Origin of the sequence: Klenkia brasiliensis (assembly GCF_900100695.1) — a bacterium.
Taxonomy (GTDB): domain Bacteria; phylum Actinomycetota; class Actinomycetes; order Mycobacteriales; family Geodermatophilaceae; genus Klenkia; species Klenkia brasiliensis.
Genome location: NZ_FNCF01000004.1, coordinates 147,320 through 171,929, shown reverse-complemented (window position 1 = coordinate 171,929; position 24,610 = coordinate 147,320). Strand labels below are relative to the sequence as shown.

The following is a 24,610-nucleotide window of genomic DNA, read 5'->3' as shown; positions in this document are numbered from 1 at the left end:
GTCAGCTGCCCTTCTGCCGCCGCTGGCCGGGGCCGCGGACGGGGTCGGTGGTGCGGGGGGCTGCGTCGTAGCGCTCGTAGGCCTCGACGATGTCGCCGACCAGCCGGTGCCGGACGACGTCGGAGCTGGTTAGCTCGGAGAAGTGGATGTCGTCGACCCCGTCGAGGATGTCCCGGACCACGCGCAGGCCCGAGGCGGCCCCACCGGGCAGGTCGACCTGCGTGATGTCGCCGGTGACCACCATCTTGGAGCCGAAGCCCAGCCGGGTGAGGAACATCTTCATCTGCTCGGCGGTGGTGTTCTGGGCCTCGTCGAGGATGACGAAGGAGCTGTTCAGCGACCGGCCGCGCATGTAGGCCAGCGGGGCCACCTCGATGGTCCCCGACTGCATGAGCCGCGGGATGGACTCGGGGTCGACCATGTCGTGCAGCGCGTCGTACAGCGGCCGCAGGTAGGGGTCGATCTTCTCGCTGAGCGTGCCCGGCAGGTAGCCCAGGCGCTCACCGGCCTCGACGGCGGGGCGGGTCAGGATGATCCGGTCGACCTGCTTGGTCTGCAGCGCCTGCACCGCCTTGGCCATGGCCAGGTAGGTCTTGCCCGTACCGGCCGGGCCGATGCCGAAGACCACGGTGTTGCGGTCGATGGCGTCGACGTAGTGCTTCTGGTTCAGCGTCTTGGGCCGGATCGTGCGCCCGCGGCGGCTGATGATGTCGAGGCTGAGCACCTCGGCGGGGCGCTCGCTCCCGCCGGCGCGCAGCATGCCGACGATCCGCTGCACCTCGTCGGGGCGCAGGGTCTGGCCCCGGCGGACCAGGGCGATCAGCTCGTCGAGGACCCGGACGGCGAAGGCGGTGTCACCGGGCGGACCGGTCAGCGTGATCTCGTTGCCGCGGACGTGGACGTCGGCGGCCAACTCGGTCTCCACCAGGCGGAGCAGCTCGTCGCCGGAGCCCAGGAGGGCCACCATCGGGACCGACTCGGGGACGGTGATCGTGGTCCGGACCGGGTCGGTGCCCGTGGGCGGGGTGGAGCTGGGTGCGGTGTCGGGCAAGAACGCTCGACCCTGCCTTCCTGCGACGGGGGTGGGACCCCACCGAGCCTACGCCGAGCGCGTGGACCCGGCGTGCGCATTCCCGGCTCACCGACCCCGGTGGGTGGCCTTCCCCGGCCCCTCGGCCAGGAACGAGGCGACCGCGCCGTGCAGGTCCTCGGTGCCGAACAGCGCGCCGGACACCGCGGGGACCGCGTCGTCGGCGGCCCGCACGCCCTGCCGGGAGGCGGTGGCGACCAGCGTCTTGGTGGCCGCGTGGGCCACGGTCGGGCCGGCGGCGACCTGCCGGGCCAGGGCGAGGGCGGCGTCGGCGAAGCCCTCGTCGGGCAGCACGCGGTTCACCACGCCCCAGCTGTGCAGGCTGGCGGCGGAGTACCGCTCGCCGGTGAACACCAGCTCCTTGGCACGGGCGGCGCCGGCGCGCTCGGCCAGCCGCTGCGGCCCGCCCATCGACGGCGTCAGCCCGACGACGAGCTCCACCAGGCCGAAGGAGGCCCCCTCGGCCGCCACCAGCAGGTCGCAGGCCAGCGCCAGCTCGAAGGCGGCGGTGAGGGTGAGCGCGTGCGCGGCGAACACCGTGGGCACTGGCAGGTCCTCCAGGGTCTGCACGGTGCGCAGCAGCCGGGCCCACAGCGCGCCGCCGGCGGCCTCGGCGTCGGGCCCCTCGGCGATCGCGGCGAACAACGACACGTCGACCCCGGCGGAGACCACCCGGCCCTCGGCGCGGACCAGCACCGCGCGCGGGCGGTCCGGGCGCCCGGGCGCGGTCAGGTCGGCGAGCTCGTCGACGCGGGCCTCCAGGGCGTCGAGCACCGCGGCGTCGAAGAGGTTGACCGGCGGGTTGTCCAGCACGAGGACGGCGACGTCGCCGTCCCGCTCCAGCCGGACGGTCACCCGGGCGGCCAGGTCAGGTCGCGGCCGCCGAGGACGTGGCCGTGCACGTGGTGCACCGTCTGCCCGGCCTGCGGACCGGAGTTGAAGACCAGCCGGTAGCCGGGCTCGGGCGCCTCGGCGGTGGCCAGCCCCTCCTGCACGGCGACGGCGTGCGCCGCGGCCACCACCTCGGCCAGCAGCTGCGGCTCCGCGCCGACCAGCAGACCCGCGGTGGCGTGGTGGTCCTTGGGGATGACCAGCACGTGGGTGGGCGCCTGCGGGTTGATGTCCCGGAAGGCCAGGGTGCGCTCGGTCTCGTGCACGACGTCGGCGGGGATCTCCCCGGCGACCATCCGGCAGAACAGGCAGTCGGTCACGGCGCCGACCCTCTCACGCCCAGCGGGTGCGGGCGCAGATCGCGGCGAGGACCGCGGCACCGGCGGTCGACGTCCGCAGCACCTCCTCGCCCAGCCGCACGACCTCGGCGCCGGCGGCGCGGAAGGCGACGGCCTCGCCGTCGGTGATGCCGCCCTCGGGCCCGACGACGACGGCGATCGAGCCGGCGCCGCCGACCTGCACCGCGGAGAAGGGACGGCGGGCCTGCTCGTGCAGCACCAGCGCCAGGTCCACGTCGGCGAGCAGGCCGCAGACCGCCCGGGTGCTCATCGGCTCGGTGACCTCGGGCAGCCGCGGACGGCGGGCCTGCTTGCTCGCCGCGCGGGCGGCCGAGCGCCACTTGGCCAGGCCCTTGTCCACCCGGTCGTCGCGCCACTTCGTCACGCACCGGGACGCCGTCCAGGGCACCACCCGGTCCACGCCGAGCTCGGTGGCCAGCTCCACGGCCAGCGGGCCGCGGTCGCCCTTGGGCAGGGCCTGCACGAGCACCAGCTCGGGGGTGGGCGGGGGCACCTCGTGCCGGGCGAGCACCTCGACCTGCAGCCCCTCGGGACCGGCCGCGGCGACCACGCCCTCGACCAGGGTGCCCTCGCCGTCGGCGACCCGGACCCGCTCCCCCGCCGTCATCCGCAGCACGTCGACGGCGTGCCGGGCCTCGTGCCCGGTCACCAGCACCGTGCCGCCCGCGGGCAGCTCGTCGACCAGGAACAGCGGCGCGCCGTCGTGGGTGAGGGTGCCGGGGTCGCTCATCGGCCGTTGAAGGCGTCGCGGACCCGGCCGAACAGGCCGTTGTGCTGCGCCCTGCTGGCCTCGGGGTGGTCCTCGCCCCGGACGGCGGCGAGCTTGCGGAGCAGCTCCTCCTGCTCGGCGTCCAGCCGGGTCGGGGTCTGCACGTCCACGTGCACCATGAGGTTGCCGCGGCCGGTGGCCCGCAGCCGGGGCGCGCCGTGCGCGCGCAGCGTCAGCACCGAGCCCGACTGCGTGCCGGCCTTGATGTCCAGCGGCTCGTCGCCGTCCAGCGTGCGCAGGGTCAGCGTGGTGCCCAGCGCAGCGGCGGTCATCGGCAGGGTGACCCGGCAGTGCAGGTCCTCGCCGTCGCGGGTGAACACGTCGTGCGGCCGCTCGTGCACCTCGACGTACAGGTCGCCGGCCGGGCCGCCGCCGGGGCCGACCTCGCCGTGGCCGGACAGCCGGATCCGCATGCCGTCCTCGACGCCGGCCGGGATCTTCACCGGGATGGTGCGGCGGGCGCGCACCCGGCCGTCGCCCGCGCACTGCGAGCAGGGCTGCGGGATGACCTGGCCGGTGCCCCCGCAGGTGGGGCAGGGCCGGGAGGCGACGACCTGGCCGAGGAAGGAGCGCTGCACGCTCTGCACCTCGCCGCGGCCGTTGCAGGTGGTGCACTGCGCGGGGTGGGTGCCCGGCGCGGTGCCGGCCCCGGTGCACAGGGTGCACAGCACCGCGGTGTCCACGGTGATCTCGGTGGTGGTGCCGAAGACGGTCTCGGCGAGGTCCAGCTCGACGCGGATCAGGGCGTCCCCGCCGGCGCGGGTGCGGCTGCGCGGGCCGCGGGTCGCCGTCCCGCCGCCGAAGAAGGCGTCCATGATGTCGCCGAGGCCGCCGAAGCCCGCCCCGCCGAAGGGGTTGCCGCCGCCCCCGCCGCCGGTCTCGAACGGGTCGCCGCCGAGGTCGACGATGCGGCGCTTGTCCGGGTCGGTGAGCGCCTCGTAGGCCCGGCTGACCTTCTGGAACTCCTCCTTGGCCGCCGGGTCGGGGTTGACGTCGGGGTGCAGGTCGCGGGCCTTGCGGCGGTACGCGCTCTTGATCTCCCGGTCGGTCGCCCCCTGGGCAAGCCCGAGCACGCCGTAGTAGTCCGTTGCCACTTCTCGATCCTCAGCTCTCGGCCAGCAGCTGGCCGACGTAGCGGGCCACGGCTCGTACCGCGGCCATCGTCCCGGGGTAGTCCATCCGGGTGGGTCCGACGACGCCCAGGCCCCCGAGGGCCAGGTCGGCGGTGCCCCCGGCCGACCCGTAGCCCACGGAGACCACCGAGGCGCCGGTGAAGCTCTGGTGCTCGTTCTCCTCGCCGATGCTCACCAGCACCGCACCCGGGGCGACCTCGCCCATCAGGCGCAGCACGACGACCTGCTCCTCGAGGGCCTCCAGGAGCGGGCGGAGGGTGCCCGGGAAGTCCAGGGCGCCGCCGCGGGTGAGGTTGGCGGTGCCGCCGACGAGCAGCCGGTCCTCGCCGGGCTCGACGAGGGTCTCGACCAGGGTGGCGCTGACCGCGGCGACCAGCCCGCGCAGGTGCGCCGGCGCGGTGTCGAGCAGGTCGGCGACCTTGGTGGCCGCGTCGGCGAGCTTGGCGCCGACGAAGGCCGCGTTGAGCAGCGTGCGCAGCTCGGCGACCGGGTCGGAGCCGGCCGGCGCGTCGACGACCGGCGGGACCTCCACCACCCGCTGCTCGACCCGGCCGGTGTCGGTGATCAGCACGACGAGCAGCCGGGTGGTCGCCAGCTGCACGACCTCCAGGTGCCGGACGGCCGACCGGGACAGCGTCGGGTACTGGATCACCGCGACGTTGCGGGTCAGCTGGGCCAGCAGCCGCACGGTGCGGGCCAGCACGTCGTCCAGGTCGAGGGCCCCGTCGAGGAACCGCTCGATGGCCCGCCGCTCGGCGACCGACAGCGGCTTGATCGCCGACAGCCGGTCGACGAAGAAGCGGTAGCCCTTGTCGGTGGGCACCCGGCCGGCGCTGGTGTGCGGCTGGGTGATGTACCCCTCCTCCTCCAGCACGGCCATGTCGTTGCGGATGGTGGCCGGCGACACGCCCAGGTCGTGGCGGGCCGCGAGGGCCTTGGACCCGACCGGGTCGTTGGTGGAGACGTAGTCCTGGACGATCGCCCGCAGGACCTGCAACCGGCGTTCCTCGTGGGCCACCCGCCACCTCCCGTCCGCCTCGTGCTGGGCTCGCTGCTGGCACTCCGAACCGCTGAGTGCCAGCCGCCAGCATACGACCGGACGGGGTCGCCGTCCCGCACCGCGGAGGCCGTTAGGGTGGGGTCGTCCATGTGCTCCGGGGTACCGGGGTGCGGTCTGAGGGGAGCCGGGGCACTGATCTTCAAGGCGGTGCGCGACGGGCGGCCCTACCCCGACCACGGCTTCTCGACCCGCGACTGGGCGATGATCCCGCCCCGCCAGATCCGGCTGGACACCCTGGTCACCACCAAGCGCCAGCTCGAGCTGGACGCCCTGCTGGCCGACGACTCGACCTTCTACGGCGACCTCTTCCCGCACGCGGTGCAGTGGAGGGGCGAGCTGTTCCTGGAGGACGGCCTGCACCGGGCCCTGCGCGCGGCCCTGCAGCAGCGCAACGTCATCCACGTCCGCGTCCTGGACCTCGACTCCCTGATGCCCACCGCCTGACCGGCGCGTGCCCGGCCCGCTAGAGCCAGCCCTTGTCGGCGGCGACCCGGGCGGCCTCCACCCTCGTGCGGGCGCCGGTCTTGCCGATGGCGTTGGACAGGTAGTTGCGCACGGTGCCCTCGGACAGGAACAGCCGGCCGGAGATGTCGGCGACCGTGGCCCCGTCGGCGGCGGCCCGCAGCACGTCGGCCTCCCGCGCCGACAGCGGCGAGGAGCCCAGCGCCAGCGCGGCAGCGGCCAGGTCCCGGTCGATGACCCGCTGCCCCGCCACCACCGACCGGATCGCCGCGGCCAGCTCGGCGACCGGGGAGTCCTTGACCAGGAAGCCCTGCGCGCCGACCTCCATGGCCCGGCGCAGGAAGCCGGGCCGGCCGAACGTGGTGAGGATGACCGCCTTGACCGCGGGCAGCTCGGCGGCCAGCGCCCGGGCGGCCTCGATGCCGTCGCACCCGGGCATCTCGATGTCCATGACCGCGACGTCGGGGGCGTGCTCGCGCGCCGCCGGCAGCACCAGGTCGCCGCGGCCGACCTCGGCCACCACCACCAGGTCCTCCTCGAGCTCCAGCAGCGCCCGCAGCGCCCCGCGCACCAGCTGCTGGTCCTCGGCGAGCAGCACCCGGATCACGGGGCCACCCCGGTCGGGGAGACGGCCGGCACGACGGTCTGGACCAGGGGGACGACGGCCCGCAGCTGCCACCCGCCGCGGGGGCCCGCCCCGCCGGTGAGCTCGCCGTCGACGGCGGCGACCCGCTCGCGCAGCCCGGTGAGCCCGGAGCCCGGGGTGGTGCCCGGCGCGGCAGCGCCGGAGGGGCCGCGGCCGTCGTCGGTGACGGTCAGGGTCACCCAGACGCCGTCGTCGGCCAGCTCCACGGTCACCGCGGAGGCGCCGCTGTGCCGGAGCACGTTGGTGGTGGCCTCCCGGACCACCCAGCCCAGCGCCGCGTCGACGGTGCCGGGCAGCACGGGCACCCGGTCCGGGCCGCGGAGCGCGATGCCGGCGCCGGTGAGCGCGGCCCGGGCCTCGGCGACCGCCTGCGCGCAGCTGACCTGGCGGTAGCCGCTCACGGCCTCCCGGACCTCGGCCAGCGCGCGCCGGGCCGCGGACTCCACGTCGGCCATCTCCGCGGCCGCGCGGGCGCCGTCCACCGGGGCGAGCCGGCGGGCCAGCTCGCTCTTGAGCGCGATGAGCGACAGGGAGTGCCCGAGCAGGTCGTGCAGGTCGCGGGCGAAGCGCATCCGTTCCTCGGCGACGGCGTTGCGGGCCAGCTCGTCGCGGGCTGCGGTGAGCTCGGCGTTGACCGTGAGCAGGTGCCGGGTGCCCTGCAGGGTGGCCGCGGTCATCGGGCAGAGCACCGGCAGGAACAGCGTCGGCCAGTCCCGGTAGCCGATGACCACCGCCGCGCACACCACCGTGCCGGCGAGCACCACCGGCCAGACCAGCCGCGCCGGCAGGGTGGCCGCGGCCGCGGCGGCGACGTAGATCCACAGCCCGGCGTAGCTCGTGCCCAGCACGGTCGAGAGCCCCAGGGCCAGCGCGACGACGAGCACGAAGTCGGCGCGGAACCCACGGGCCCCGCTGAACCTGCTCATCACCGCCAGGTAGGCGACCGTGAAGACCACCAGCAGCGCGCCGATGACCACCCGGGTCGCGGCGGGCCGGGGCGTGGCGACCAGGTCCAGCACGGGGAAGACCTGGAAGACCAGCCAGGGCAGCGCCCAGGCGACGCCGCGCAGGCGGCCGCGGGTCCCGGTCGCGGCGTCGTCCACCACGGCAGTCTGCCCGGTCATGCCGCCAGCCTGGTCGGCACCGGGCCGCGGCGGGAGTGCCGGACGTCGTCCACAGCTGCTGACGGATGTCAGACGGGGCCGACCTACCCTCGGGGTGTGAGTGCGCAGACCCTGGAGGTGCTGAGCCGGGTCTTCGGCTACGACGCCTTCCGCGGCCCGCAGCAGCAGGTCGTGGACCACGTCGTGGCCGGCGGCGACGCGCTGGTGCTCATGCCGACCGGTGGCGGGAAGTCGCTGTGCTACCAGGTCCCGGCGCTGCTGCGCGAGGGCACCGGCGTCGTCGTCTCCCCGCTGATCGCCCTCATGCAGGACCAGGTCGACGCGCTGACCGCCCTCGGCGTGCGGGCCGGGTTCCTCAACTCCAGCCAGGACCCCGACGAGCGGCGCACCGTCGAGCAGGCGTTCCTGGCCGGCGAGCTGGACCTGCTCTACGTGGCGCCGGAGTCCCTGGGCGGCGGGGAGTCACGCACCGCGCGGCTGCTCGAGCGCGGCCGGATCGCGCTGTTCGCCATCGACGAGGCGCACTGCGTGGCGCAGTGGGGCCACGACTTCCGGCCGGACTACCTGGCGCTGTCGGTGCTGCACGAGCGCTGGCCCGACGTCCCCCGCATCGCGCTGACCGCCACCGCCACCCCGGCCACGCACGCCGAGATCAGCACCCGGCTGCAGCTGGACGACGCGCTGCACGTGGTCGCCGGGTTCGACCGGCCCAACATCCAGTACCGGATCGCGCCGAAGGCCGAGCCGCGCAAGCAGCTGCTGGAGCTGCTGCGCACCGAGCACCCCGGGGACGCCGGCATCGTCTACTGCCTGTCCCGGGCCTCGGTCGAGTCCACCGCGGAGTTCCTGGTCGCGAACGGCATCCCGGCCCTGCCCTACCACGCAGGGCTCGATGCCGGGACCCGCGCCCGGCACCAGTCTCGGTTCCTCCGCGAGGACGGGCTGGTGATGGTGGCGACCATCGCGTTCGGGATGGGCATCGACAAGCCCGACGTCCGGTTCGTCGCCCACCTGGACCTGCCCAAGTCGGTCGAGGGCTACTACCAGGAGACCGGCCGGGCCGGCCGCGACGGCCTGCCCTCGACGGCGTGGCTGGCCTACGGGCTGGCCGACGTCGTGCAGCAGCGCAAGATGATCGACGGCTCGGACGGCGACGCCGCGCACCGCCGGCAGCTGACCCGGCAGCTGGACGCGATGCTCGCCCTCTGCGAGACGGTGGAGTGCCGGCGGGTCCGGCTGCTGGCCCACTTCGGGCAGGAGTCGCAGCCCTGCGGCAACTGCGACACCTGCCTGGTGCCGCCGGAGACCTGGGACGCCACCATCCCGGCGCAGATGCTGCTGTCCACCGTGCTGCGGCTGCAGCGCGAGCGCGGCCAGTCCTTCGGTGCCGGGCAGTCGATCGACATCCTGCTCGGCAAGCGGACCGACAAGGTCGCCCAGCACCGGCACGACGAGCTGACCACCTTCGGCATCGGCACCGACCTGACCGAGACGCAGTGGCGCGGCGTCGTCCGGCAGCTGCTGGCCCAGGGCCTGCTGGCCGTGCAGGGCGAGTACGGGACGCTGGCGCTGTCGGAGGCCAGCGGACCGGTGCTGCGCCGGGAGCGCAGCGTGCCGATGCGCCGGGAGCCCGACCGGGTGGCCCGCGGCCGCACCGGCAAGGCGGCCAGGGCCGCCGTGGACCTGCCCGCGCAGGCGGCCCCGGCGTTCGAGCGGCTGCGGGCCTGGCGGGCGGCGACCGCGAAGGAGCAGGGCGTGCCGGCCTACGTCGTCTTCCACGACGCGACGCTGCGCCAGATCGCGACCGAGGAGCCCGCCGACACCGCGGCGCTGGGCAGCATCAGCGGGGTCGGCGCGGCCAAGCTCGAGCGCTACGGCGAGGGCATCCTCGCCGCCCTGCACGCCTGACCCCGGGGGCTTGCCCCGCCGGGGCCCGGGTCCCTACCGTCGGGTCGGTGCCGCTGACCTTCGCCGGGACCCTGGACCGCACCGCGCTGCACCGCGCTGCGCTGTCGATCGCCCCGCTGGTGGGGTCACCGGCCGTGGCCGAGGCGTGGACGCAGCACTCCGTGCTCCCCGGCATGACCGTCGGCGGGGTGGCCCGGCACCTGGTCAGCCAGGTGGAGACCGCGGTGGAGTTCCTGGGCATCCAGCCGCCGCCGCCCCACGCGCCCGTGGTCTCGCTGACCGAGCTCTACCGGCGCACCGACTGGTTCGCCGCCCCGGTCGACGCCCCCGAGAACACCTCGATCGCCGCGGACTTCGACGCCATGGCCGCCGGCGGCCCCACGGAGTCGGTCGCCCTGCTGGCCGCCGCCACCGCCGCACTGCCGGGCGCACTCACCGGCGCCGGGCCGACCACCTACGTGCCGTGGCAGGACTGCGTGCTGGCCACCGACGACTTCCTGGTCGTCCGGGCCATGGAGCTGCTGGTGCACACCGACGACCTCGCCGCCGGCGTGGACCTGCCGGTGCCCGAGCTCGACCCCGACGTCACCGAGCCGGCCCTGGCCCTCCTGGCGTTGCTGTCCGCGCAGCAGCACGGGACGGCGGCCGCGGTGCGGGCGCTCGCCCGGCCCGAGCGGGCGACCGGCCCCGCTGCGGCGTTCACCGTCGGGTGATCAGTCGGTCAGGTCGCGGACGAGGGCGTCGGCGAGCAGGCGGCCGGGGTCGGTGAGGACGGCGCGCCCGGCCGCGTGGGCCTCGGGGTCCAGCAGGCCCCGCGCGACGGCGTCGGCGGCGCGGGCCCGGCCGGCGTCCGACAGCGCGGTGAGGGCCAGCCCGTCGCGCAGCCGCAGGCCGAGCATCACGGTCTCCAGGGCGACGTCCTCGGGCGTCAGCCGCTCCGCCCCGGCGGCCGGGTGCGAGCCCTCGGCGAGCCGGGCGGCGTAGGCGGCCGGGTGCTTGACGTTCCACCAGCGCAGCCCGCCGACGTGGCTGTGCGCGCCCGGGCCGATGCCCCACCAGTGCGCGTTGGCCCAGTACAGCTCGTTGTGCCGGCAGCGGGCCGCGCGGTCGGTGGCCCAGTTGGACACCTCGTACCACTCCAGCCCGGCCCCGCGCAGCACCCGGTCGGCCTGCTCGTACCGGTCGGCGAGGACGTCGTCGTCGGGCATCGGCAGCTCGCCGCGGGCGACCCGGCGGGCCAGCTTCGTGCCCTGCTCGACGATGAGGGCGTAGGCGCTGACGTGGTCGACGGGTGCGTCGAGCACCGCCTGCAGCGACAGGTCCCAGTCGGCGTCGGTCTCCCCCGGGGCGCCGTAGATGAGGTCCAGGTTGACGTGCTCGAACCCGGCGGCGCGGGCCTCGCGGGCGGCCGCGGCGGCCCGGCCGGGGGTGTGCCGCCGGTCGAGGACGGCGAGCACGTGCGGCGCGGCGGACTGCATGCCCAGGCTGATCCGGGTGAAGCCGCCGGCGCGGAGCACGGCGAGGGACTCCGGGGTGACCGACTCCGGGTTGGCCTCGGTGGTGACCTCGACGTCGGGCGCCACCGGGAACAGCTGCCGGGCGCGGTCCAGCACGGCGACCAGGTCGGCCGCCGGCAGCAGGGTCGGGGTGCCGCCGCCGACGAACACCGTGCTGATCTCCGGCGGCTCGGGGCCCAGCACGCGGGCGGCCAGCTCCAGCTCGGCGATCGCGGTGGCGGCGTACTCGCTGCGGTTGGCGCCGGGCCCGAGCTCGTCGGAGGTGTAGGTGTTGAAGTCGCAGTAGCCGCAGCGGGTCGCGCAGAACGGCACGTGCACGTACAGCCCGAACGGCGTGGTGGGGACGGCGGCCCGGGCGGCGTCGTCGAGCATCGACGGGTCGGCCGGCAGGGTCGGGGTGTCGCCGAGGATCGGCAGGGTGGTGGTCATCGCTGCACCCAGTGTCCACGCGCCCGGCAGGATGGGGCGCGTGACCGACTCGGTGCTGCACGTCGAGGTGTCCCGCGGTGTCGCGACCCTGACGCTGGACTCCCCCGCCAACCGCAACGCGCTGTCCCGGGCGATGCGCGCCCAGCTGCGCGAGGCGCTGGCCTCCGCGCTGGCCGACGACGCCGTCCGGGTGGTGGTGCTCGACCACACCGGGCGGGTGTTCTGCTCCGGCATGGACCTGTCGGAGGCCGCCGGGGGCGCCGCGCAGGACCAGGGCGTGCACGAGTTCCCCGACCTGCTCGCCACGCTCTGGCACTCCCCCAAGCCGGTGCTGGCCGCCGTCCGTGGTCCGGCCCGGGCCGGCGGGGTGGGCCTGCTGGCCGCCTGCGACGTCGTCGTGGCGGGTGCCTCGGCCACGTTCGGGTTCGCCGAGGTGCGGATCGGCGTCGTCCCCGCGGTGATCTCGGCGGTCTGCCGGCCGCGGATGCACGCGAACGCGGTGCACCGGCTGATGCTCACCGGCGAGGTGTTCGACGCCGCGACCGCGCGGGACGCCGGGCTGGTCGACCTGGCCGTCGCCGACGACGAGGTGGACGCGACCGTGCAGGCCCAGGTGACCGCGCTCGCCGCCGGCGCCCCCGCGGCGCTCGCCGAGACCAAACGGCTGCTGCGCTCGGGCAGCGAGCTGGACTTCGCGCCGTTGCTGGAGACCTCGGCCCGCTTCTTCGCCTCGGCCGAGGGACAGGAGGGCATCGCCGCGTTCCGGGAGAAGCGGCCGGCGTCCTGGGTGCCGCAGGGCTGACGCTTGCGGGCGGGCGCGCCGGGCGGGACCCTGCGCCCATGAGCGAGCCCGACCGCAGCCGCTTCGCCGCCCTCCCCGAAGGCCCCCGGCCCGAGGAGTGGGTGGAGACCACCGACACCGCCCAGCGCCCGACCGCACCCGAGCGGGACGGCGACGCGGTGGCCCGCGCGGTCTACCTCGGCGGTCCGCTGCCCTGACCCAGGTCCCGGACCAGGTAGCGGACGTCGTCGGCCGCGTGGTGCTCGACGCCGTCGACGTCGGTCCAGTTGTAGTGGTCGGCGTAGGCGAGCCCGACGTCGGCGAAGCCCAGCCGGAGGTACAGCCGGGCCGCGTCCGGGTTGTCCTCGCCGACGCCGATGCCGACCCGGGTGCCGCCCCCGGCGGCGGCGAGGGCGCACGCCGCCTCGACCAGCGCGGTGCCGTGGCCCCGGCCCTGCTCGTCGGGGTGCACCTGCAGGTTGCTGATCTCCGGCATGCTCCCCAGCCGCTCCCGCACGACGGTGTCCCGCGGTTCCCGGCGCAGCATGCCGGTGCCGACGACCCGGCCGCCGACCTCGGCGACCAGCACGGTGCACCGGCCCTCGGCCTGCGCGGCGAGGTGCGAGGCGTAGACCCCGGCCGGCGCGTCCATCGCCCGGGTCAGCGCCGCTGCCTCCTGGGGCGCACCGACCCGGACGACGGCCCTCACCGCAGCCTCCGGGTGGCGTCGCCCAGCCGCACGGTGACGCCGCGCGCGTCCAGCCACTCGGCCAGCGGGACGGCGACCCGGCGCGACGTCCCCCAGGCCTGCCGGGCCTGGCTGAGGGTGAACGGCTGCGGCAACCCGGCCAGCGCCCGGCGGGCCCGTTCCTCCACCCCCGGGGCCAGCACGACGCCCTCCGCCACGCGCACGAGCTGGCCGTCGCGGACCGCGGCCGCGAGCTCGCGCGGGCCCAGCCCGGCGGCGGCCAGCTGCTCGGCGTCGGGCGCGGCGAACGGGTCGGCGGCCAACCGGGCCAGCACCTCGGTGACCGCCCGCTGCACCGGCTCGGGCAGGCCGCCGTCGGCGCTCACCACCCGGCCGTCGCGCAGCGCCAGGGGCGGGCGGACCAGCCCGGCCACCAGGTCGGCGTCGGGCAGGTCCAGCGCGCTGCGCAGCACCGCGGTCGGCGGGCCGGGCTCCAGCGGGCGCAGCTGCCGGTAGCGGGCGACCACGGCGGGCACCCGGGCGGCCAGCTCGTCGGCCAGGCCGGGGGCCAGCAGCCAGCGCCCGACCGTGGTCGCGCCCGCGGGGACCGGCCAGCCCATCGCGGTGAAGTCGGCGAGCGGCACCACCCGGCGGCGGGCCAGGTCGGCGGCCGCTCCCCCGCCGGCGGCGAGGTCGGCTGCGCGGGCCCGGGCGGCACCGCGGCGGCGCAGCTCCGGCGGGTCGACGTCGCGGACGTCGGCGCCGTGCACGGTGCGGCTGCCCGGGTCGCGCAGCAGCAGCCGGTCACCCACCCGCAGCGGGAGCGGGGCGGCCAGCCGCAGCCGGACCGCGGCGCCGTCCAGCGGCCGCACCCGGGCAGCGACCGTGGCCGAGCCGATGTGCACCACCAGCTCGGCGGGCAGCTTGTCCACCGTGCGGGTCAGCACGACGTCGGCCTCGGCGGTCTCCCGGAACGCCCCCGGGGTGAGCAGCGCGTCGCCGCGGGAGAGGTCCTCCACGGCCACCCCGCGCAGGTTCAGCGCCACCCGGGCGGTGGCCCCGGCGCGCTCCACCGGTGCGCCCAGGGACTGCAGGCCGCGGACGACGACGTCCTGGCCGCCGAGGGACAGCCGGTCTCCGGCGGTGACCGTGCCGGCGGCGAGGGTGCCGGTGACGACGGTGCCGGCGCCGCGGATGGTGAAGGCCCGGTCCACCCACAGCCGCACGGGCGCGGCGGGGTCGGGGGCGGGCAGGCCGGCCAGCACCTCGTCCAACGCGGCGGCGACCGCGGGGACGCCGTCCCCGGTGCGCGAGCTCGCCGCCACCCCGGGGATGCCGGCCAGCGAGGTGGCGGCCAGCCGCTCCCGCACGTCGGCGAGCACGGGGGCGGGGTCGGCCAGGTCGGACTTGGTCACCACCAGCAGCCCGTGCGCGACCCCGAGCGCGTCGAGCACCGCGACGTGCTCGGCGGTCTGCGCGGACCAGCCGTCGTCGGCGGCGACCACGATGAGCGCGGCGGGCACGGACCCGACCCCGGCGAGCATGTTGCCGACGAACCGCTCGTGCCCGGGGACGTCGACGACGGCGACCGTGCGGCCGCCGGGCAGCGTCGTCCAGGCGAAGCCGAGGTCGATGGTCAGGCCGCGGCGGCGCTCCTCCTCCCACCGGTCGGGCTGCATGCCGGTGAGCGCGGTGACCAGTGCAGACTTGCCGTGGTCGACGTGCCCGGCGGTGGCGATCACCTGCATGCGGTCACCTGCACGCGCGCACGGCGCCCACCAGCGCCTCGTCGTCGGCCGGGTCGAGGCTGCGCAGGTCCAGCAGCGTGCGCCCCTCGGCCAGGTAGCCGACCACCGGCGGCGTGCCGCGGCGCAGCGGCTCGGCGAGGTCGGCCGGGACCGACACCGCCACGCTGGGCAGCTCGAACTCGGGTGCGCCCCCGCCCCCGACCCGGGCACCGGCGTCGACCACCTGCGCGTCGCCGCCCAGCGCCGCGACCACCGCCTCGGCCCGGGTGCGCAGCTCCGCCACGGTCGCCTCGAGCATCCGGCGCACCGGGGGCACCGGGCCGCGCAGCGTGGCCTCCAGCGCGGCGAGGGTGGTCTTGTCCACCCGCAGCGCGCGGTAGAGCGGGTGCCGGCGCAGCCGCTGCACCAGGTCGGCCCGGCCGAGCACGAGCCCGGCCTGCGGGCCGCCGAGCAGCTTGTCCCCGCTGCACAGCACCAGGTCGGCGCCGGCGGCCAGCGTGGTCTGCAGGTCCGGCTCGTCGGGCAGCGCCGGGTGCGGGCGGAGCAGGCCAGAGCCGACGTCGGCCACTACGGGGACGCCGACCCCGGCCAGCTCGGCCACCTCGACGGAGCGGGTGAAGCCGCGGACCACGAAGTTCGACGGGTGGATCTTGAGCACCGCGCCGGTGCCGGGCCCGACGGCCGCGGTGTAGTCGGCGAGGGCCACCCGGTTCGTCGTCCCCACCTCGCGCAGCCGGGCGCCGGTGGACTCCAGCAGGTCGGGGATGCGGAACCCGTCGCCGATCTCGACCAGCTCCCCGCGGGCCACGACCAGCTCGCCGCCCAGGCAGGTGGCGACCAGGGCGAGCGCGGCCGCGCAGTTGTTCACCACGATCGCCGCCTCCGCGGCCGGGACCGCGGCCAGCAGCGCCTGGATCGCACCCTCGCCGCGCGGCCCGCGGCGGCCGGTGGCGAGGTCGAGCTCGACGTCGGTGGTGCCGCTGGCCGCGACCACCGCCTCGACCGCGGCGGCCGACCAGGGCGCGCGGCCCAGGTTGGTGTGCACCAGCACGCCGGTGGCGTTGAGCACCCGGTGCAGGCTCGCCGCCGACGTCGGCAGCGCGGCGACCACGGTGTCGGCGGCGTCCACGGGTGGCACCTCACCGGCCCGAACACGCTGCTGCACGGCGGTGACGACCGCCTTGACCAGCTCGCGGCCGAGCCGGTCGGCGGCCGCGGCGACGCGGGGGTCGGCGAGCAGCGCGTCGGTGCGGGGCACCTGCCGGCGGGGGTCGGTCGTCGGGTCTCCCAAGGTCTGGGGTGGCGGTGGAGCTGTGGCGGAGGCGGACGGGAATCGAACCCGCCTGACCCGGCTACCGGGTCACGTCGGCTTTAGAGGCCGCGGGGGCCACCAGACACCCTGACGCCTCCACCGACGACCCTACGTGCGGCTCACCCGGTCAGCACGGCCGTCACCCCGGCGCCGGCCAGCGCCACTGCGGCGACCACGGCCGTCGTCCCCGCGAGCAGCCGCCGCGGGAACGCGTGCCGGACCATCAGCAGCGACGGCAGGCTGAGCACCGGCAGCGTGACCAGCAGGACGGCGGCCGCCGGTGCGGCCAGGCCCGCGGCCAGCGCCGCGGCCACAACGGCCACCTCCCCGCCGGTGGGGACCGGCAGGGCGATCCCGGCGACCAGGAGGAGGAGCAGGACGGCGACCGCGGCGGCGCCGGTGCCCGCGTCGGCCGGGAACAGCACGCCGCGGAACACCCCCAGCACGAAGACGACCGCGAGGTACTCGGGCAGCAGCCGCACCGACAGCCCGGCCAGCACCGCGACGAACCGCACCGGCAGCGGGCGGGTGTCGACCGGCACCTGGGGCACCTGGACCGGCGCCGTCCCCCGGCGGCCGGCGAGGAACCCGGCCAGCGCCACGGCACCGACCACCACGGCCAGCCCGGCGCCGAACCGCAGCACCGCCCACGGCCACGGCAGCACCGCCAGGCAGAAGACCAGCACGACGGGGTTGAGCGCCGGGTTGCCCAGCCAGAACGCGAGCACCGCGCCGGTGCCGGCCCGGGCCCGCCGCAGGCCCACCGCCAGCGGCGCGGCGCAGCACGAGCACATCAGCGTCGGCACCGAGGCCAGCCCGCCCCGCAGCCCGCCGCGGGCCGTGCCCGCGTCGGGGCGGCCCAGCACCCGCTGCAGCCAGCTCACCGGCAGCAGCACCTGCACCGCGGCGGCCAGCACCAGCCCGACCACGAGGGCCTTCCAGATGGCCGCCGTGTAGGCGACGGTGAAGTCCCAGCCTGCGGCCAGCGAGACCGGCGGCGCAGCGGCGGCGCCCCCGGTGACGACGGAGGCACCGAGGTCGTGGCTGCCCAGCACGGCGGGGACCTTGCCGGCGTAGGGCCCGTACTTGGCCCACCACAGCCCGCCGACCAGGAGCGCGACGGCGACGCCGCCCAGGACCACCAGGCGGCGGCGGTCGGTGGCGGGCGGCTGCTCGGTGGTGGTCACGGGATCCCCTCGGCGGCGGTCGTCGGCGACCCCCTGCTCGGGCCGGGGCCCATCCTGCTCCGACCCGGGCGGTCCGGTTCACTGGGGCGGGTGACCGCGACCCGGCTGACCCAGTACGCGCACGGCGGCGGGTGCGCCTGCAAGATCCCGCCCGGCGAGCTCGAGGCGGTCGTCGCCGGGCTCACCCACACCGGCCCGCGTGACCCGGCCACCGAGCTGGTCGTCGGCCTGGACGACGGCGACGACGCCGCGGTGGTCCGCCTGCCCGGTGGTCAGGGGCTGGTGCTCACCGCCGACTTCTTCACCCCGGTCGTGGACGACGCGTACACCTTCGGCCGGATCGCCGCGGCCAACGCGCTGTCCGACGTCTACGCGATGGGCGGGCAGCCCGTCGTGGCGGTGAACCTGCTGGGCTGGCCGCGGGACGTGCTGCCCGCCGAGCTCGCCGCCGAGGTGCTGCGCGGCGGCCTGGAGGTGGCGCACGCGGCGGGCTGCCACGTCGGCGGTGGGCACTCCATCGACTCGCCCGAACCCACCTACGGCATGGCGGTCACCGGGCTGGTCGACCTGGACCGGCTGATCCGCAACGACCGCGCCGCCGCCGGCGACGCCATCTCCCTGACCAAGCCGCTGGGCGTGGGCACCCTGAACAACCGGATGAAGGCCACCGGTGAGCCGTCGCCGGAGGCCATCGAGTCCATGACCCGGCTCAACGCCGAGGCCTCGGTCGCCGCGGTCGCCGCCGGGATCCGGGCGGGCACCGACGTCACCGGGTTCGGCCTGCTCGGCCACCTCTACAAGATGGCCCGGGCCAGCGGGGTCACCGCGGTGGTGTCGGCCGCCGACGTCCCCTACCTGGCCGGCGCCCGGCAGTCGGTGGCCGACGGCTACGTCTCCGGCGGCACGCGGCGGAACCTGGACTGGGTGGCGCCGCACACCGACCTGTCCGCGGTCGGCGAGGACGACGCCCTGCTGCTGGCCGACGCGCAGACCTCCGGTGGCCTGCTGCTGGCCGGCGAGGTGCCGGGGTCGCCGGTGGTCGGGGAGTTCGTGCCCGCCGGGGAGCACGCCGTCGTCGTCCGGTGATGCCGGGCACGTGAGGCCCCGTTAACGTGCGGCCATGCTGGCTGCCTTCGTGTCGACCCCGTCCGCCGACGACCCGCTGTCCGTGCTCGAGGTGGGCGAGCGCCCCTCCCCCGAGGCCCGCGACGGGTGGGTGGTCGTCGACGTGAAGGCGGCCTCGCTCAACCACCACGACCTGTTCAGCCTGCGCGGGGTGGGCCTGCCGGCCGAGCGGATGCCGATGATCCTGGGCTGCGACGCCGCGGGCACCGACGCCGACGGCAACGAGGTCATCGTGCACGCGGTCATCACCGGCACCCCGGGGTGGTCGGGCGACGAGACCCTGGACCCCAAGCGCTCCCTGCTGTCCGAGGTGCACCAGGGCACGCTGGCCGAGCAGGTGCTCGTGCCGGCGCGCAACGTGCTGCCCAAGCCGGCCGACCTGACCTTCGCCGAGGCCGCCTGCCTGCCCACCGCCTGGCTGACCGCCTACCGGATGCTGTTCACCAAGGCCGGGTTGCAGCCGGGCCAGACCGTGCTGGTGCAGGGCGCCTCCGGTGGCGTGGCCACCGCGCTGGTCGCGCTGGGGCGCGCCGCCGGCTACCGGATGTGGGTGACCGGCCGGTCGGAGGAGAAGCGGGCCGCCGCCCTGCAGCTCGGCGCGGACCAGGCCTTCGAGAGCGGTGCCCGGCTCCCCGAGCGGGTCGACGCGGTCATGGAGACCGTCGGCAAGGCGACCTGGTCGCACAGCGTGAAGTCGCTCAAGCCCGGCGGCGTCATCGTCACCTCGGGCGCCACCACCGGCTACGACCCCGGCGCCGAGCTGAACCGGGTGTTCTTCACCCAGCTGTCGGTCATCGGCTCGACGATGGGCACCCGCACCGAGCTCGAGCAGCTGGTGCAGCTGTGCGCCACCACCGGGCTGCGCCCGCAGATCGACGTCGAGCTGCCGCTGGCCCAGGCCCGCGAGGGCTTCGAGCGCATGCACGAGGGCCGCACGAACGGGAAGATCGTCTTCACCGTCTGACGTCGACGGCCGCCGTCCGCAGCAGCAGGACGGCGGCCAGCGCGGCCAGCGCGGCGGCGACCGCGGCGCCGGCGAAGACGGTGTGCAGCTGGGTGAGCACCGCGGCGTCCACGGCCCGGTCGTAGGGCGCGCAGTCGGCCGGGGTGTCCGGGCAGGTGACCAGCGGGCTGGGAATCCCCCGGACCACCTCGGTGAACCGGCGCAGCGCGATCGCGGTCAACAGCGACAGCCCGACCAGCATGCCCACCGTGCGGGCCACGACGACCAGCGCGCTGGCGCTGCCGTGCACCCGCGACGGCGTCACCGCCAGCAGCACCGCGTTGACCGGCGCGACGGCCAGGCCGAAGCCGAGACCGGCGGCCAGCAGCGCGGCCGTGGAGGTCCAGCTGTCCAGGGAGGTGGCGTCCCACCGGGTCATCGCCACGAAGGCCAGGGCGGCCAGCCCCATGCCGACCGCGGCGACCCAGCGCGGCGCGGTGCGCCGGCACAGCCAGCCGCCGGCGACCGCACCGACGGGGACGGCGACGAGCAGCTCCACCAGCACCAGGGCCGCACCCAGCTGGTCGGTCTCGGTGGTGGCCCGGGCGAACAGCGGCACGTCGACCAGCGCGGCCACCAGGGCCACGCCGACCAGCAGGTTGACCACCAGCGCGCCCCAGGCACCGACCGGCCGCAGCTCGGTCAGCGGCAGCAGGGGTTCCGCCGTCCGGCGCTCGTGCAGCACGAACGCCCCCGCCGCGACCGCGGCCAGCGGCAGCAGCACGGGGCCGTGCGCGACGACCTGGGTGGCGGGGTCGGCGGCCGCGAAGGCCCAGACCAGGCTGCCCAGCGCCACCACGACTAGGACGGCGCCCAGGACGTCGACCTCCCGGGCCAGCGCCGGCAGCCCGCGCAGCGGCAGCACCGGGTGGGCCGCGGTGAGCGACCGCGCGACCAGCCCGGCCACCGCCACGACGGTGACCAGCACCAGCGGCGTCGTCCACGGCTGGGCAGCCACGACCGGCACCCAGCCCAACCCCAGCGTGACATCGGTGACCAGCGGCTCGGGCTCGGCGAGCTGCAGGGCCAGGGCCGCGGCGGCGACCACCGCGCACGCCACCCCGGCCAGGTCGCGCCCGGGCCGGCGGGGCCCGGACACCCGCAGCGCCACCGCCAGCCCGACGCCCAGGGCGAGGTTGAGCCAGAAGATGGCGCGCCAGTGGGAGACGGCCAGCACCGCGGCCCCGGCCAGCGGCCCGAGCACCGCACCGGCCTCCTGCACCGCGCCGACCACGCCGAGCGGGACGGCCCGGCGGTCCGGCGGCCACCGGTCGGCCACCAGCGCCAGGGTTGCCGGGACCAGCCCTCCGGCGCCGATGCCCTGCAGCCCCCGGCCGAGGACCGCGGGGCCCAGCGAGACGGCGGTGGCGGTCAGCAGCGAGCCCAGCGCGAAGAGCAGGAGGCACCCGACCAGCACCGGGACCCGGCCGCGCAGGTCCGCCAGGCGACCCAGCAGCGGCAGGGTGGCGGTGTAGCCCAGGAGGAAGCCCCCGATGATCGGGGTGGCCTCCTGCAGCTGGTCGAGCCCGACGCCGACCCCGGTGAGGATGTCGGGCAGGGCGAGGACGACGACGTAGGTGTCGGCCGCCGAGACCAGGACCGCCAGCGTCGCCAGGACGACGGCGGCCCGCCCCGGCGCCGCGACCTCAGCCGGTGGGCGGTGCGGTGATGGAGACATCGGCCCCGTAGTCCGACAGCACGATCGTGTAGCTGCCCTCGGCGTCGGCGGAGAAGAACGGCCCGGTCAGCTGCACCTGGCGCAGCTGACCGCTGTCGGAGGCGATCGAGTAGACGGCGTCGACGTCCTGCGCCGGGTCCTCGCTGGTGAGCAGGTCGGCGACCAGCTGGCCGGGCAGCGTGCCGCTGACCTGGCGGACCACCTCGCCGTCGACCCGGGACTCGTCGCCCAGCTGCGGGTCCTGCGTGGCGGTGAGCAGCTGGCTGATGCCCGACTCGGGGTCCAGCAGCGCGCCGGGGTCGCCCACGCCGATGGTGGCCGGGTCGACGACGGAGAAGCCGCTGGTCAGCGGGAGCTGGGCGTAGACCGTGCCGTCGACCGAGACCACCTGAACGTCGACCGAGCTGCCGAGTGCCTGCACCTGCAGGGTGCCGCGGAAGGAGGCCGGCCGGGCGATGTCGCCCTCGCCGCCGAGCAGGGACGAGCCGCCGCCGGTCGCGCCGTCGCTGGTGAGCACGAAGTGCGCGCTGGAGGCGTCGTCCAGCGTGGCCCTGGCCCGGGACAGCAGGTCGTCGGGGGACTCGTCGGAGCTGCCCCCGCCGCAGCCGGCCAGGGTCAGCGCGGTGAGCAGCACCGCCGCCGTCGCTCGCAGTCGCACGTGCCCTCCCCCGTCGGTCCCGGGCGGGACCCGGCCGGACAGTAGCGCGGCGCCCCGACGGTTCAGCCGACGAGCGCGGCGATCCGCCGGGCGAGCACGTCCCGGTCCTTGTGCGGGACGGCGTCCAGCGCGGGCTCGACCTCGGCCAGCCGGGACCTCTGGGTGGTCAGCGCCCGGAAGAGGGTGCCCGCGGTGACGCCGTGGTCGGGTCGGTGCACGACCTCGACGGCGTCGCCGGCGCCGACGTCGCCGGTCCGCAGGACTCGGAGGTAGGCGCCGCTGGCGCCGTGGGCGGTGAACCGCTTGACCAGGTCCGGGACGTCCCAGAAGCGGGCGAAGTTCGCGCACGGGATGCGCGGGGCGGTGACCTCGAGCAGCGCGCTGCCGACCGCCCAGTGCTCGCCCAGCACGGCGCCGGTCAGGTCGAGCCCCGCCGTCCGCAGGTTCTCCCCGAACGACCCGGCCGGCAGGTCGCGGCCGAGCTCGGCCTCCCACCAGGCGGCGTCCTCGGCGGCGTAGGCGTAGACGGCCTGGCCCTCGCCGCCGTGGTGCTTGCGGTTGACCTGCCGGTCGCCGTCCAGCGTCTCCGGGAGGACGGCGACCCGGCCGGTGACCGGTCGCTTGCGGATCCCGGTGGACGCCGGCCGCCTGCCCGGCAGGGGCAGCAGGTCGCTGCCCGAGACGCAGACGGCCTCGACCCGGCCGGTCACTTCTTGGTGGGCTCGGCGTTGGAGAGCGCGGCGACGAACGCCTCCTGGGGTACCTCGACGCGGCCGACCATCTTCATCCGCTTCTTGCCCTCCTTCTGCTTCTCCAGCAGCTTGCGCTTGCGCGAGATGTCACCGCCGTAGCACTTGGCGAGGACGTCCTTGCGGATCGCGCGGACCGTCTCGCGGGCAATCACCCGGGCGCCGACGGCGGCCTGGATGGGCACCTCGAACTGCTGGCGCGGGATCAGCTCGCGCAGCTTGCCGGCCATCATCACGCCGTAGCTGTAGGCCTTGTCCTTGTGCACGATCGAGGAGAAGGCGTCGACGGCCTCGCCCTGGAGCAGGATGTCGACCTTGACCAGGTCGGACTGCTGCTCGCCGGCCTCGGCGTAGTCCAGGCTGGCGTAGCCGCGGGTGCGGGACTTCAGCGCATCGAAGAAGTCGAAGATGATCTCGCCGAGGGGCAGCGTGTAGCGCAGCTCGACCCGGGACTCCGACAGGTAGTCCATGCCCGACAGCGACCCGCGCCGGCTCTGGCACAGCTCCATGATCGTGCCGGTGTAGTCGCTGGGGGCGATGACGGTGGCGTTCACGACCGGCTCGTAGATCGCGTTCATCTTGCCGTGCGGCCAGTCGCTGGGGTTGGTCACGACGTGCTCGCTGCCGTCCTCCATCTCCACCCGGTAGACCACGTTGGGCGCGGTGGAGATTAGGCTCAGGTTGCTCTCGCGCTCCAGCCGCTCCCGGACGATCTCCAGGTGCAGCAGGCCCAGGAAGCCGACCCGGAAGCCGAAGCCCAGCGCGGCCGAGGTCTCGGGCTCGTAGGTCAGCGCCGCGTCGTTGAGCAGCAGCTTGTCCAGCGCCTCGCGCAGCAGCTGGTAGTCGCTGCCGTCGACCGGGTAGAGGCCGGAGTAGACCATCGGCTTGGGGTCGGAGTAGCCGCCGATCGCCTCGGTGGCCGCGGCGTGCTGCAGGGTGACGGTGTCGCCGACCTTGGACTGGCGGACGTCCTTCACCCCGGTGATGAAGTAACCGACCTCGCCGACGCCGAGGCCCTCGACCGGCTTGGGCTCCGGTGAGATGACACCGATCTCCAGCAGCTCGTGGGTGGCGCCGGTGGACATCATCTTGATCCGGTCGCGGCTGTTGATCCGGCCGTCGACGACGCGGACGTAGGTGATGACGCCGCGGTAGATGTCGTAGACCGAGTCGAAGATCATCGCTCGGGCCGGGCCCTCGTCGACGCCGGTGGGGGCCGGGATCCGCTCGACGATGCGGTCGAGCAGCTCCGGCACGCCCTCGCCGGTCTTGCCGCTGACCCGCAGCACGTCGTCGGGGTCGCAGCCGATGATGTGCGCGATCTCCGCGGCGTACTTCTCCGGTTGGGCCGCCGGCAGGTCGATCTTGTTCAGCACCGGGATGATCGTGAGGTCGTTCTCGATCGCCAGGTACAGGTTCGCCAGCGTCTGCGCCTCGATGCCCTGGGCGGCGTCGACCAGCAGCACCGCGCCCTCGCAGGCGGCCAGCGAACGGGACACCTCGTAGGTGAAGTCGACGTGGCCAGGGGTGTCGATCATGTCCAGGACGTGCTCGACGCCGGCGTGCTCGCCCTCCCGCGGGGACCACGGCAGCCGCACGTTCTGCGACTTGATGGTGATGCCGCGTTCGCGCTCGATGTCCATGCGGTCGAGGTACTGGGCGCGCATCTGGCGCGCCTCGATGATCCCGGTGACCTCGAGCATCCGGTCGGCCAACGTCGACTTGCCGTGGTCGATGTGGGCGATGATGCAGAAGTTCCGGATGCGGGCCGGGTCGGTGCGGGCGGGAGCAGTCACAGTGCTGCCCATCGTCCCACGTCGCGGCGACGAGCTGGCGCACCGCCGGGGCCGGGGCGCCCGTCCCCGCGTGGCGCGCACCGCACCGGGCGCCGCTGGGCACGCCCCGGGAGGGCTGGTAACCTGGCGAACCGGTCCGCAGGACGCCTGATGCGCTGTGGACGCTCCAGCAGACTTTCCCCGAGAAGACCCAGAGGCTCACGCGTGGCGAACATCAAGTCCCAGATCAAGCGGATCAAGACCAACGAGAAGGCGCGCCAGCGCAACGTCGCGGTCAAGTCCGCCCTGAAGACGTCGGTCCGTCGGTTCCACACCGCGGCCGAGTCCGGGGACAAGGACGCCGCCACGACCGCCCTGCGCAACGCCACCAAGCTGCTGGACAAGGCCGTCAGCAAGGGCGTCATCCACAAGAACCAGGCCGCCAACCGCAAGTCGGCGCTGGCGAAGCAGGCCTCCTCCCTCTGAGGCCCCCCGCTCCCTCGACGAGCCCCCCTCCC

At 75.7% G+C, this 24,610-nt stretch carries 25 protein-coding genes and 1 tRNA gene; 8 read left to right on the top strand and 18 right to left on the bottom strand.

All coding sequences use genetic code 11. The features are described 5' to 3' along the window. Position 1: 1 nt before the first annotated feature. The 6 genes from BLT39_RS12650 to hrcA all read right to left on the bottom strand — a co-directional run bounded on the left by BLT39_RS12650 (position 2) and on the right by hrcA (position 5,260). Positions 2 to 1,051, bottom strand: a complete 1,050-nt coding sequence (locus tag BLT39_RS12650) for a PhoH family protein (RefSeq protein ID WP_242658369.1) — start codon at positions 1,049 to 1,051, stop codon at positions 2 to 4. 87 nt (positions 1,052 to 1,138) lie between these two features. Further along, entirely contained in the window at positions 1,139 to 1,945 is an 807-nt protein-coding gene (locus BLT39_RS12645) for an enoyl-CoA hydratase/isomerase family protein (RefSeq protein WP_242658368.1), read from the bottom strand. Then, positions 1,942 to 2,301 (bottom strand): HIT domain-containing protein, encoded by a 360-nt coding sequence (locus BLT39_RS12640; RefSeq protein WP_242658367.1) that lies wholly within the window; start codon positions 2,299 to 2,301, stop codon positions 1,942 to 1,944. The genes BLT39_RS12645 and BLT39_RS12640 overlap by 4 nt, the downstream gene beginning before the upstream one ends. A gap of 13 nt (positions 2,302 to 2,314) precedes the next feature. Beyond that, on the bottom strand, positions 2,315 to 3,070 hold the full coding sequence (locus BLT39_RS12635) for a 16S rRNA (uracil(1498)-N(3))-methyltransferase (protein ID WP_091063556.1): 756 nt from the start codon (positions 3,068 to 3,070) through the stop codon (positions 2,315 to 2,317). Then, a complete protein-coding gene (gene dnaJ, locus BLT39_RS12630) occupies positions 3,067 to 4,203 on the bottom strand; it encodes a molecular chaperone DnaJ (RefSeq protein WP_091063553.1) in 1,137 nt (378 codons plus the stop codon). The genes BLT39_RS12635 and dnaJ overlap by 4 nt, the downstream gene beginning before the upstream one ends. Before the next feature lie 10 nt (positions 4,204 to 4,213). Next, a complete protein-coding gene (gene hrcA / locus BLT39_RS12625; protein WP_091063550.1) occupies positions 4,214 to 5,260 on the bottom strand; it encodes a heat-inducible transcriptional repressor HrcA in 1,047 nt (348 codons plus the stop codon). 129 nt (positions 5,261 to 5,389) lie between these two features. Between hrcA and BLT39_RS12620 the strand changes: the two genes are divergently transcribed. Next, a complete protein-coding gene (locus tag BLT39_RS12620) occupies positions 5,390 to 5,746 on the top strand; it encodes a type II toxin-antitoxin system VapB family antitoxin (protein ID WP_479723795.1) in 357 nt (118 codons plus the stop codon). Between the two features lie 19 nt (positions 5,747 to 5,765). Here the strand turns inward: BLT39_RS12620 and BLT39_RS12615 are convergent, their stop codons facing one another. Continuing rightward, positions 5,766 to 6,371, bottom strand: a complete 606-nt coding sequence (locus BLT39_RS12615) for a response regulator transcription factor (protein ID WP_091063547.1) — start codon at positions 6,369 to 6,371, stop codon at positions 5,766 to 5,768. Then, positions 6,368 to 7,534, bottom strand: coding sequence for a sensor histidine kinase (locus BLT39_RS12610; protein WP_091063544.1), 1,167 nt, complete (start codon positions 7,532 to 7,534; stop codon positions 6,368 to 6,370). Before BLT39_RS12610 ends, BLT39_RS12615 begins: the two co-directional genes overlap by 4 nt. 96 nt (positions 7,535 to 7,630) lie before the next feature. Here BLT39_RS12610 and recQ point away from each other — a divergent pair, with 96 nt between their 5' ends. Together recQ and BLT39_RS12600 are read left to right on the top strand one after the other, a co-directional pair. Next, the gene (gene recQ, locus BLT39_RS12605) at positions 7,631 to 9,442 is read left to right on the top strand and encodes a DNA helicase RecQ (protein ID WP_091063541.1); all 1,812 of its coding nucleotides are present in this window, start codon (positions 7,631 to 7,633) and stop codon (positions 9,440 to 9,442) included. A gap of 47 nt (positions 9,443 to 9,489) precedes the next feature. Continuing rightward, on the top strand, positions 9,490 to 10,155 hold the full coding sequence (locus BLT39_RS12600; RefSeq protein WP_091063538.1) for a maleylpyruvate isomerase N-terminal domain-containing protein: 666 nt from the start codon (positions 9,490 to 9,492) through the stop codon (positions 10,153 to 10,155). Here BLT39_RS12600 and hemW read toward each other — a convergent pair whose 3' ends face one another. Next, positions 10,156 to 11,388: a radical SAM family heme chaperone HemW gene (gene hemW / locus BLT39_RS12595; protein ID WP_207507925.1), complete on the bottom strand. Its 1,233-nt coding sequence runs from the start codon at positions 11,386 to 11,388 to the stop codon at positions 10,156 to 10,158. A 40-nt stretch (positions 11,389 to 11,428) separates the two neighbouring features. Here hemW and BLT39_RS12590 point away from each other — a divergent pair, with 40 nt between their 5' ends. Beyond that, complete coding sequence (locus tag BLT39_RS12590; RefSeq protein WP_091063535.1) at positions 11,429 to 12,190, top strand: enoyl-CoA hydratase-related protein; 762 nt, start codon at positions 11,429 to 11,431, stop codon at positions 12,188 to 12,190. Positions 12,191 to 12,228: 38 nt separating this feature from the next. Continuing rightward, positions 12,229 to 12,387, top strand: a complete 159-nt coding sequence (locus BLT39_RS22480; RefSeq protein WP_165640263.1) for a hypothetical protein — start codon at positions 12,229 to 12,231, stop codon at positions 12,385 to 12,387. Here the strand turns inward: BLT39_RS22480 and BLT39_RS12585 are convergent. The 5 genes from BLT39_RS12585 to BLT39_RS12570 form a co-directional block, all read right to left on the bottom strand. Continuing rightward, positions 12,363 to 12,878, bottom strand: coding sequence for a GNAT family N-acetyltransferase (locus BLT39_RS12585; protein ID WP_091063532.1), 516 nt, complete (start codon positions 12,876 to 12,878; stop codon positions 12,363 to 12,365). The genes BLT39_RS22480 and BLT39_RS12585 overlap by 25 nt on opposite strands. Continuing rightward, entirely contained in the window at positions 12,875 to 14,605 is a 1,731-nt protein-coding gene (gene selB / locus BLT39_RS12580; protein WP_091063528.1) for a selenocysteine-specific translation elongation factor, read from the bottom strand. Before selB ends, BLT39_RS12585 begins: the two co-directional genes overlap by 4 nt. 4 nt (positions 14,606 to 14,609) lie before the next feature. Next, positions 14,610 to 15,863: an L-seryl-tRNA(Sec) selenium transferase gene (gene selA, locus BLT39_RS12575; protein WP_242658366.1), complete on the bottom strand. Its 1,254-nt coding sequence runs from the start codon at positions 15,861 to 15,863 to the stop codon at positions 14,610 to 14,612. A 56-nt stretch (positions 15,864 to 15,919) separates the two neighbouring features. Then, positions 15,920 to 16,015 (bottom strand) — tRNA-OTHER (locus BLT39_RS22475). A gap of 21 nt (positions 16,016 to 16,036) precedes the next feature. After that, entirely contained in the window at positions 16,037 to 17,104 is a 1,068-nt protein-coding gene (locus tag BLT39_RS12570; RefSeq protein WP_091064976.1) for a permease, read from the bottom strand. 90 nt (positions 17,105 to 17,194) lie between these two features. Between BLT39_RS12570 and selD the strand changes: the two genes are divergently transcribed. Beyond that, positions 17,195 to 18,190, top strand: coding sequence for a selenide, water dikinase SelD (gene selD, locus BLT39_RS12565; RefSeq protein WP_242658365.1), 996 nt, complete (start codon positions 17,195 to 17,197; stop codon positions 18,188 to 18,190). Between the two features lie 34 nt (positions 18,191 to 18,224). Further along, positions 18,225 to 19,193 carry a zinc-binding dehydrogenase gene (locus BLT39_RS12560; RefSeq protein ID WP_091063521.1) on the top strand — a complete coding sequence of 323 codons (969 nt, stop codon included), beginning with the start codon at positions 18,225 to 18,227 and terminating at the stop codon, positions 19,191 to 19,193. On the opposite strand, the gene BLT39_RS12555 is transcribed toward BLT39_RS12560, so the two are convergent. From BLT39_RS12555 to lepA, 4 genes are all read right to left on the bottom strand, one after another. After that, the gene (locus BLT39_RS12555) at positions 19,183 to 20,910 is read right to left on the bottom strand and encodes an MFS transporter (RefSeq protein ID WP_091063517.1); all 1,728 of its coding nucleotides are present in this window, start codon (positions 20,908 to 20,910) and stop codon (positions 19,183 to 19,185) included. The genes BLT39_RS12560 and BLT39_RS12555 overlap by 11 nt on opposite strands. Continuing rightward, positions 20,879 to 21,568, bottom strand: a complete 690-nt coding sequence (locus tag BLT39_RS12550; protein ID WP_165640261.1) for an LppX_LprAFG lipoprotein — start codon at positions 21,566 to 21,568, stop codon at positions 20,879 to 20,881. Before BLT39_RS12550 ends, BLT39_RS12555 begins: the two co-directional genes overlap by 32 nt. 62 nt (positions 21,569 to 21,630) lie before the next feature. Beyond that, positions 21,631 to 22,278, bottom strand: coding sequence for an MOSC domain-containing protein (locus BLT39_RS12545; protein ID WP_091063511.1), 648 nt, complete (start codon positions 22,276 to 22,278; stop codon positions 21,631 to 21,633). Then, positions 22,275 to 24,125, bottom strand: a complete 1,851-nt coding sequence (gene lepA, locus BLT39_RS12540; RefSeq protein ID WP_091063507.1) for a translation elongation factor 4 — start codon at positions 24,123 to 24,125, stop codon at positions 22,275 to 22,277. The genes BLT39_RS12545 and lepA overlap by 4 nt, the downstream gene beginning before the upstream one ends. 192 nt (positions 24,126 to 24,317) lie before the next feature. On the opposite strand from lepA, the gene rpsT reads away from it, so the two are divergent. After that, positions 24,318 to 24,578, top strand: coding sequence for a 30S ribosomal protein S20 (gene rpsT / locus BLT39_RS12535; protein WP_091063504.1), 261 nt, complete (start codon positions 24,318 to 24,320; stop codon positions 24,576 to 24,578). Positions 24,579 to 24,610: the final 32 nt, after the last annotated feature.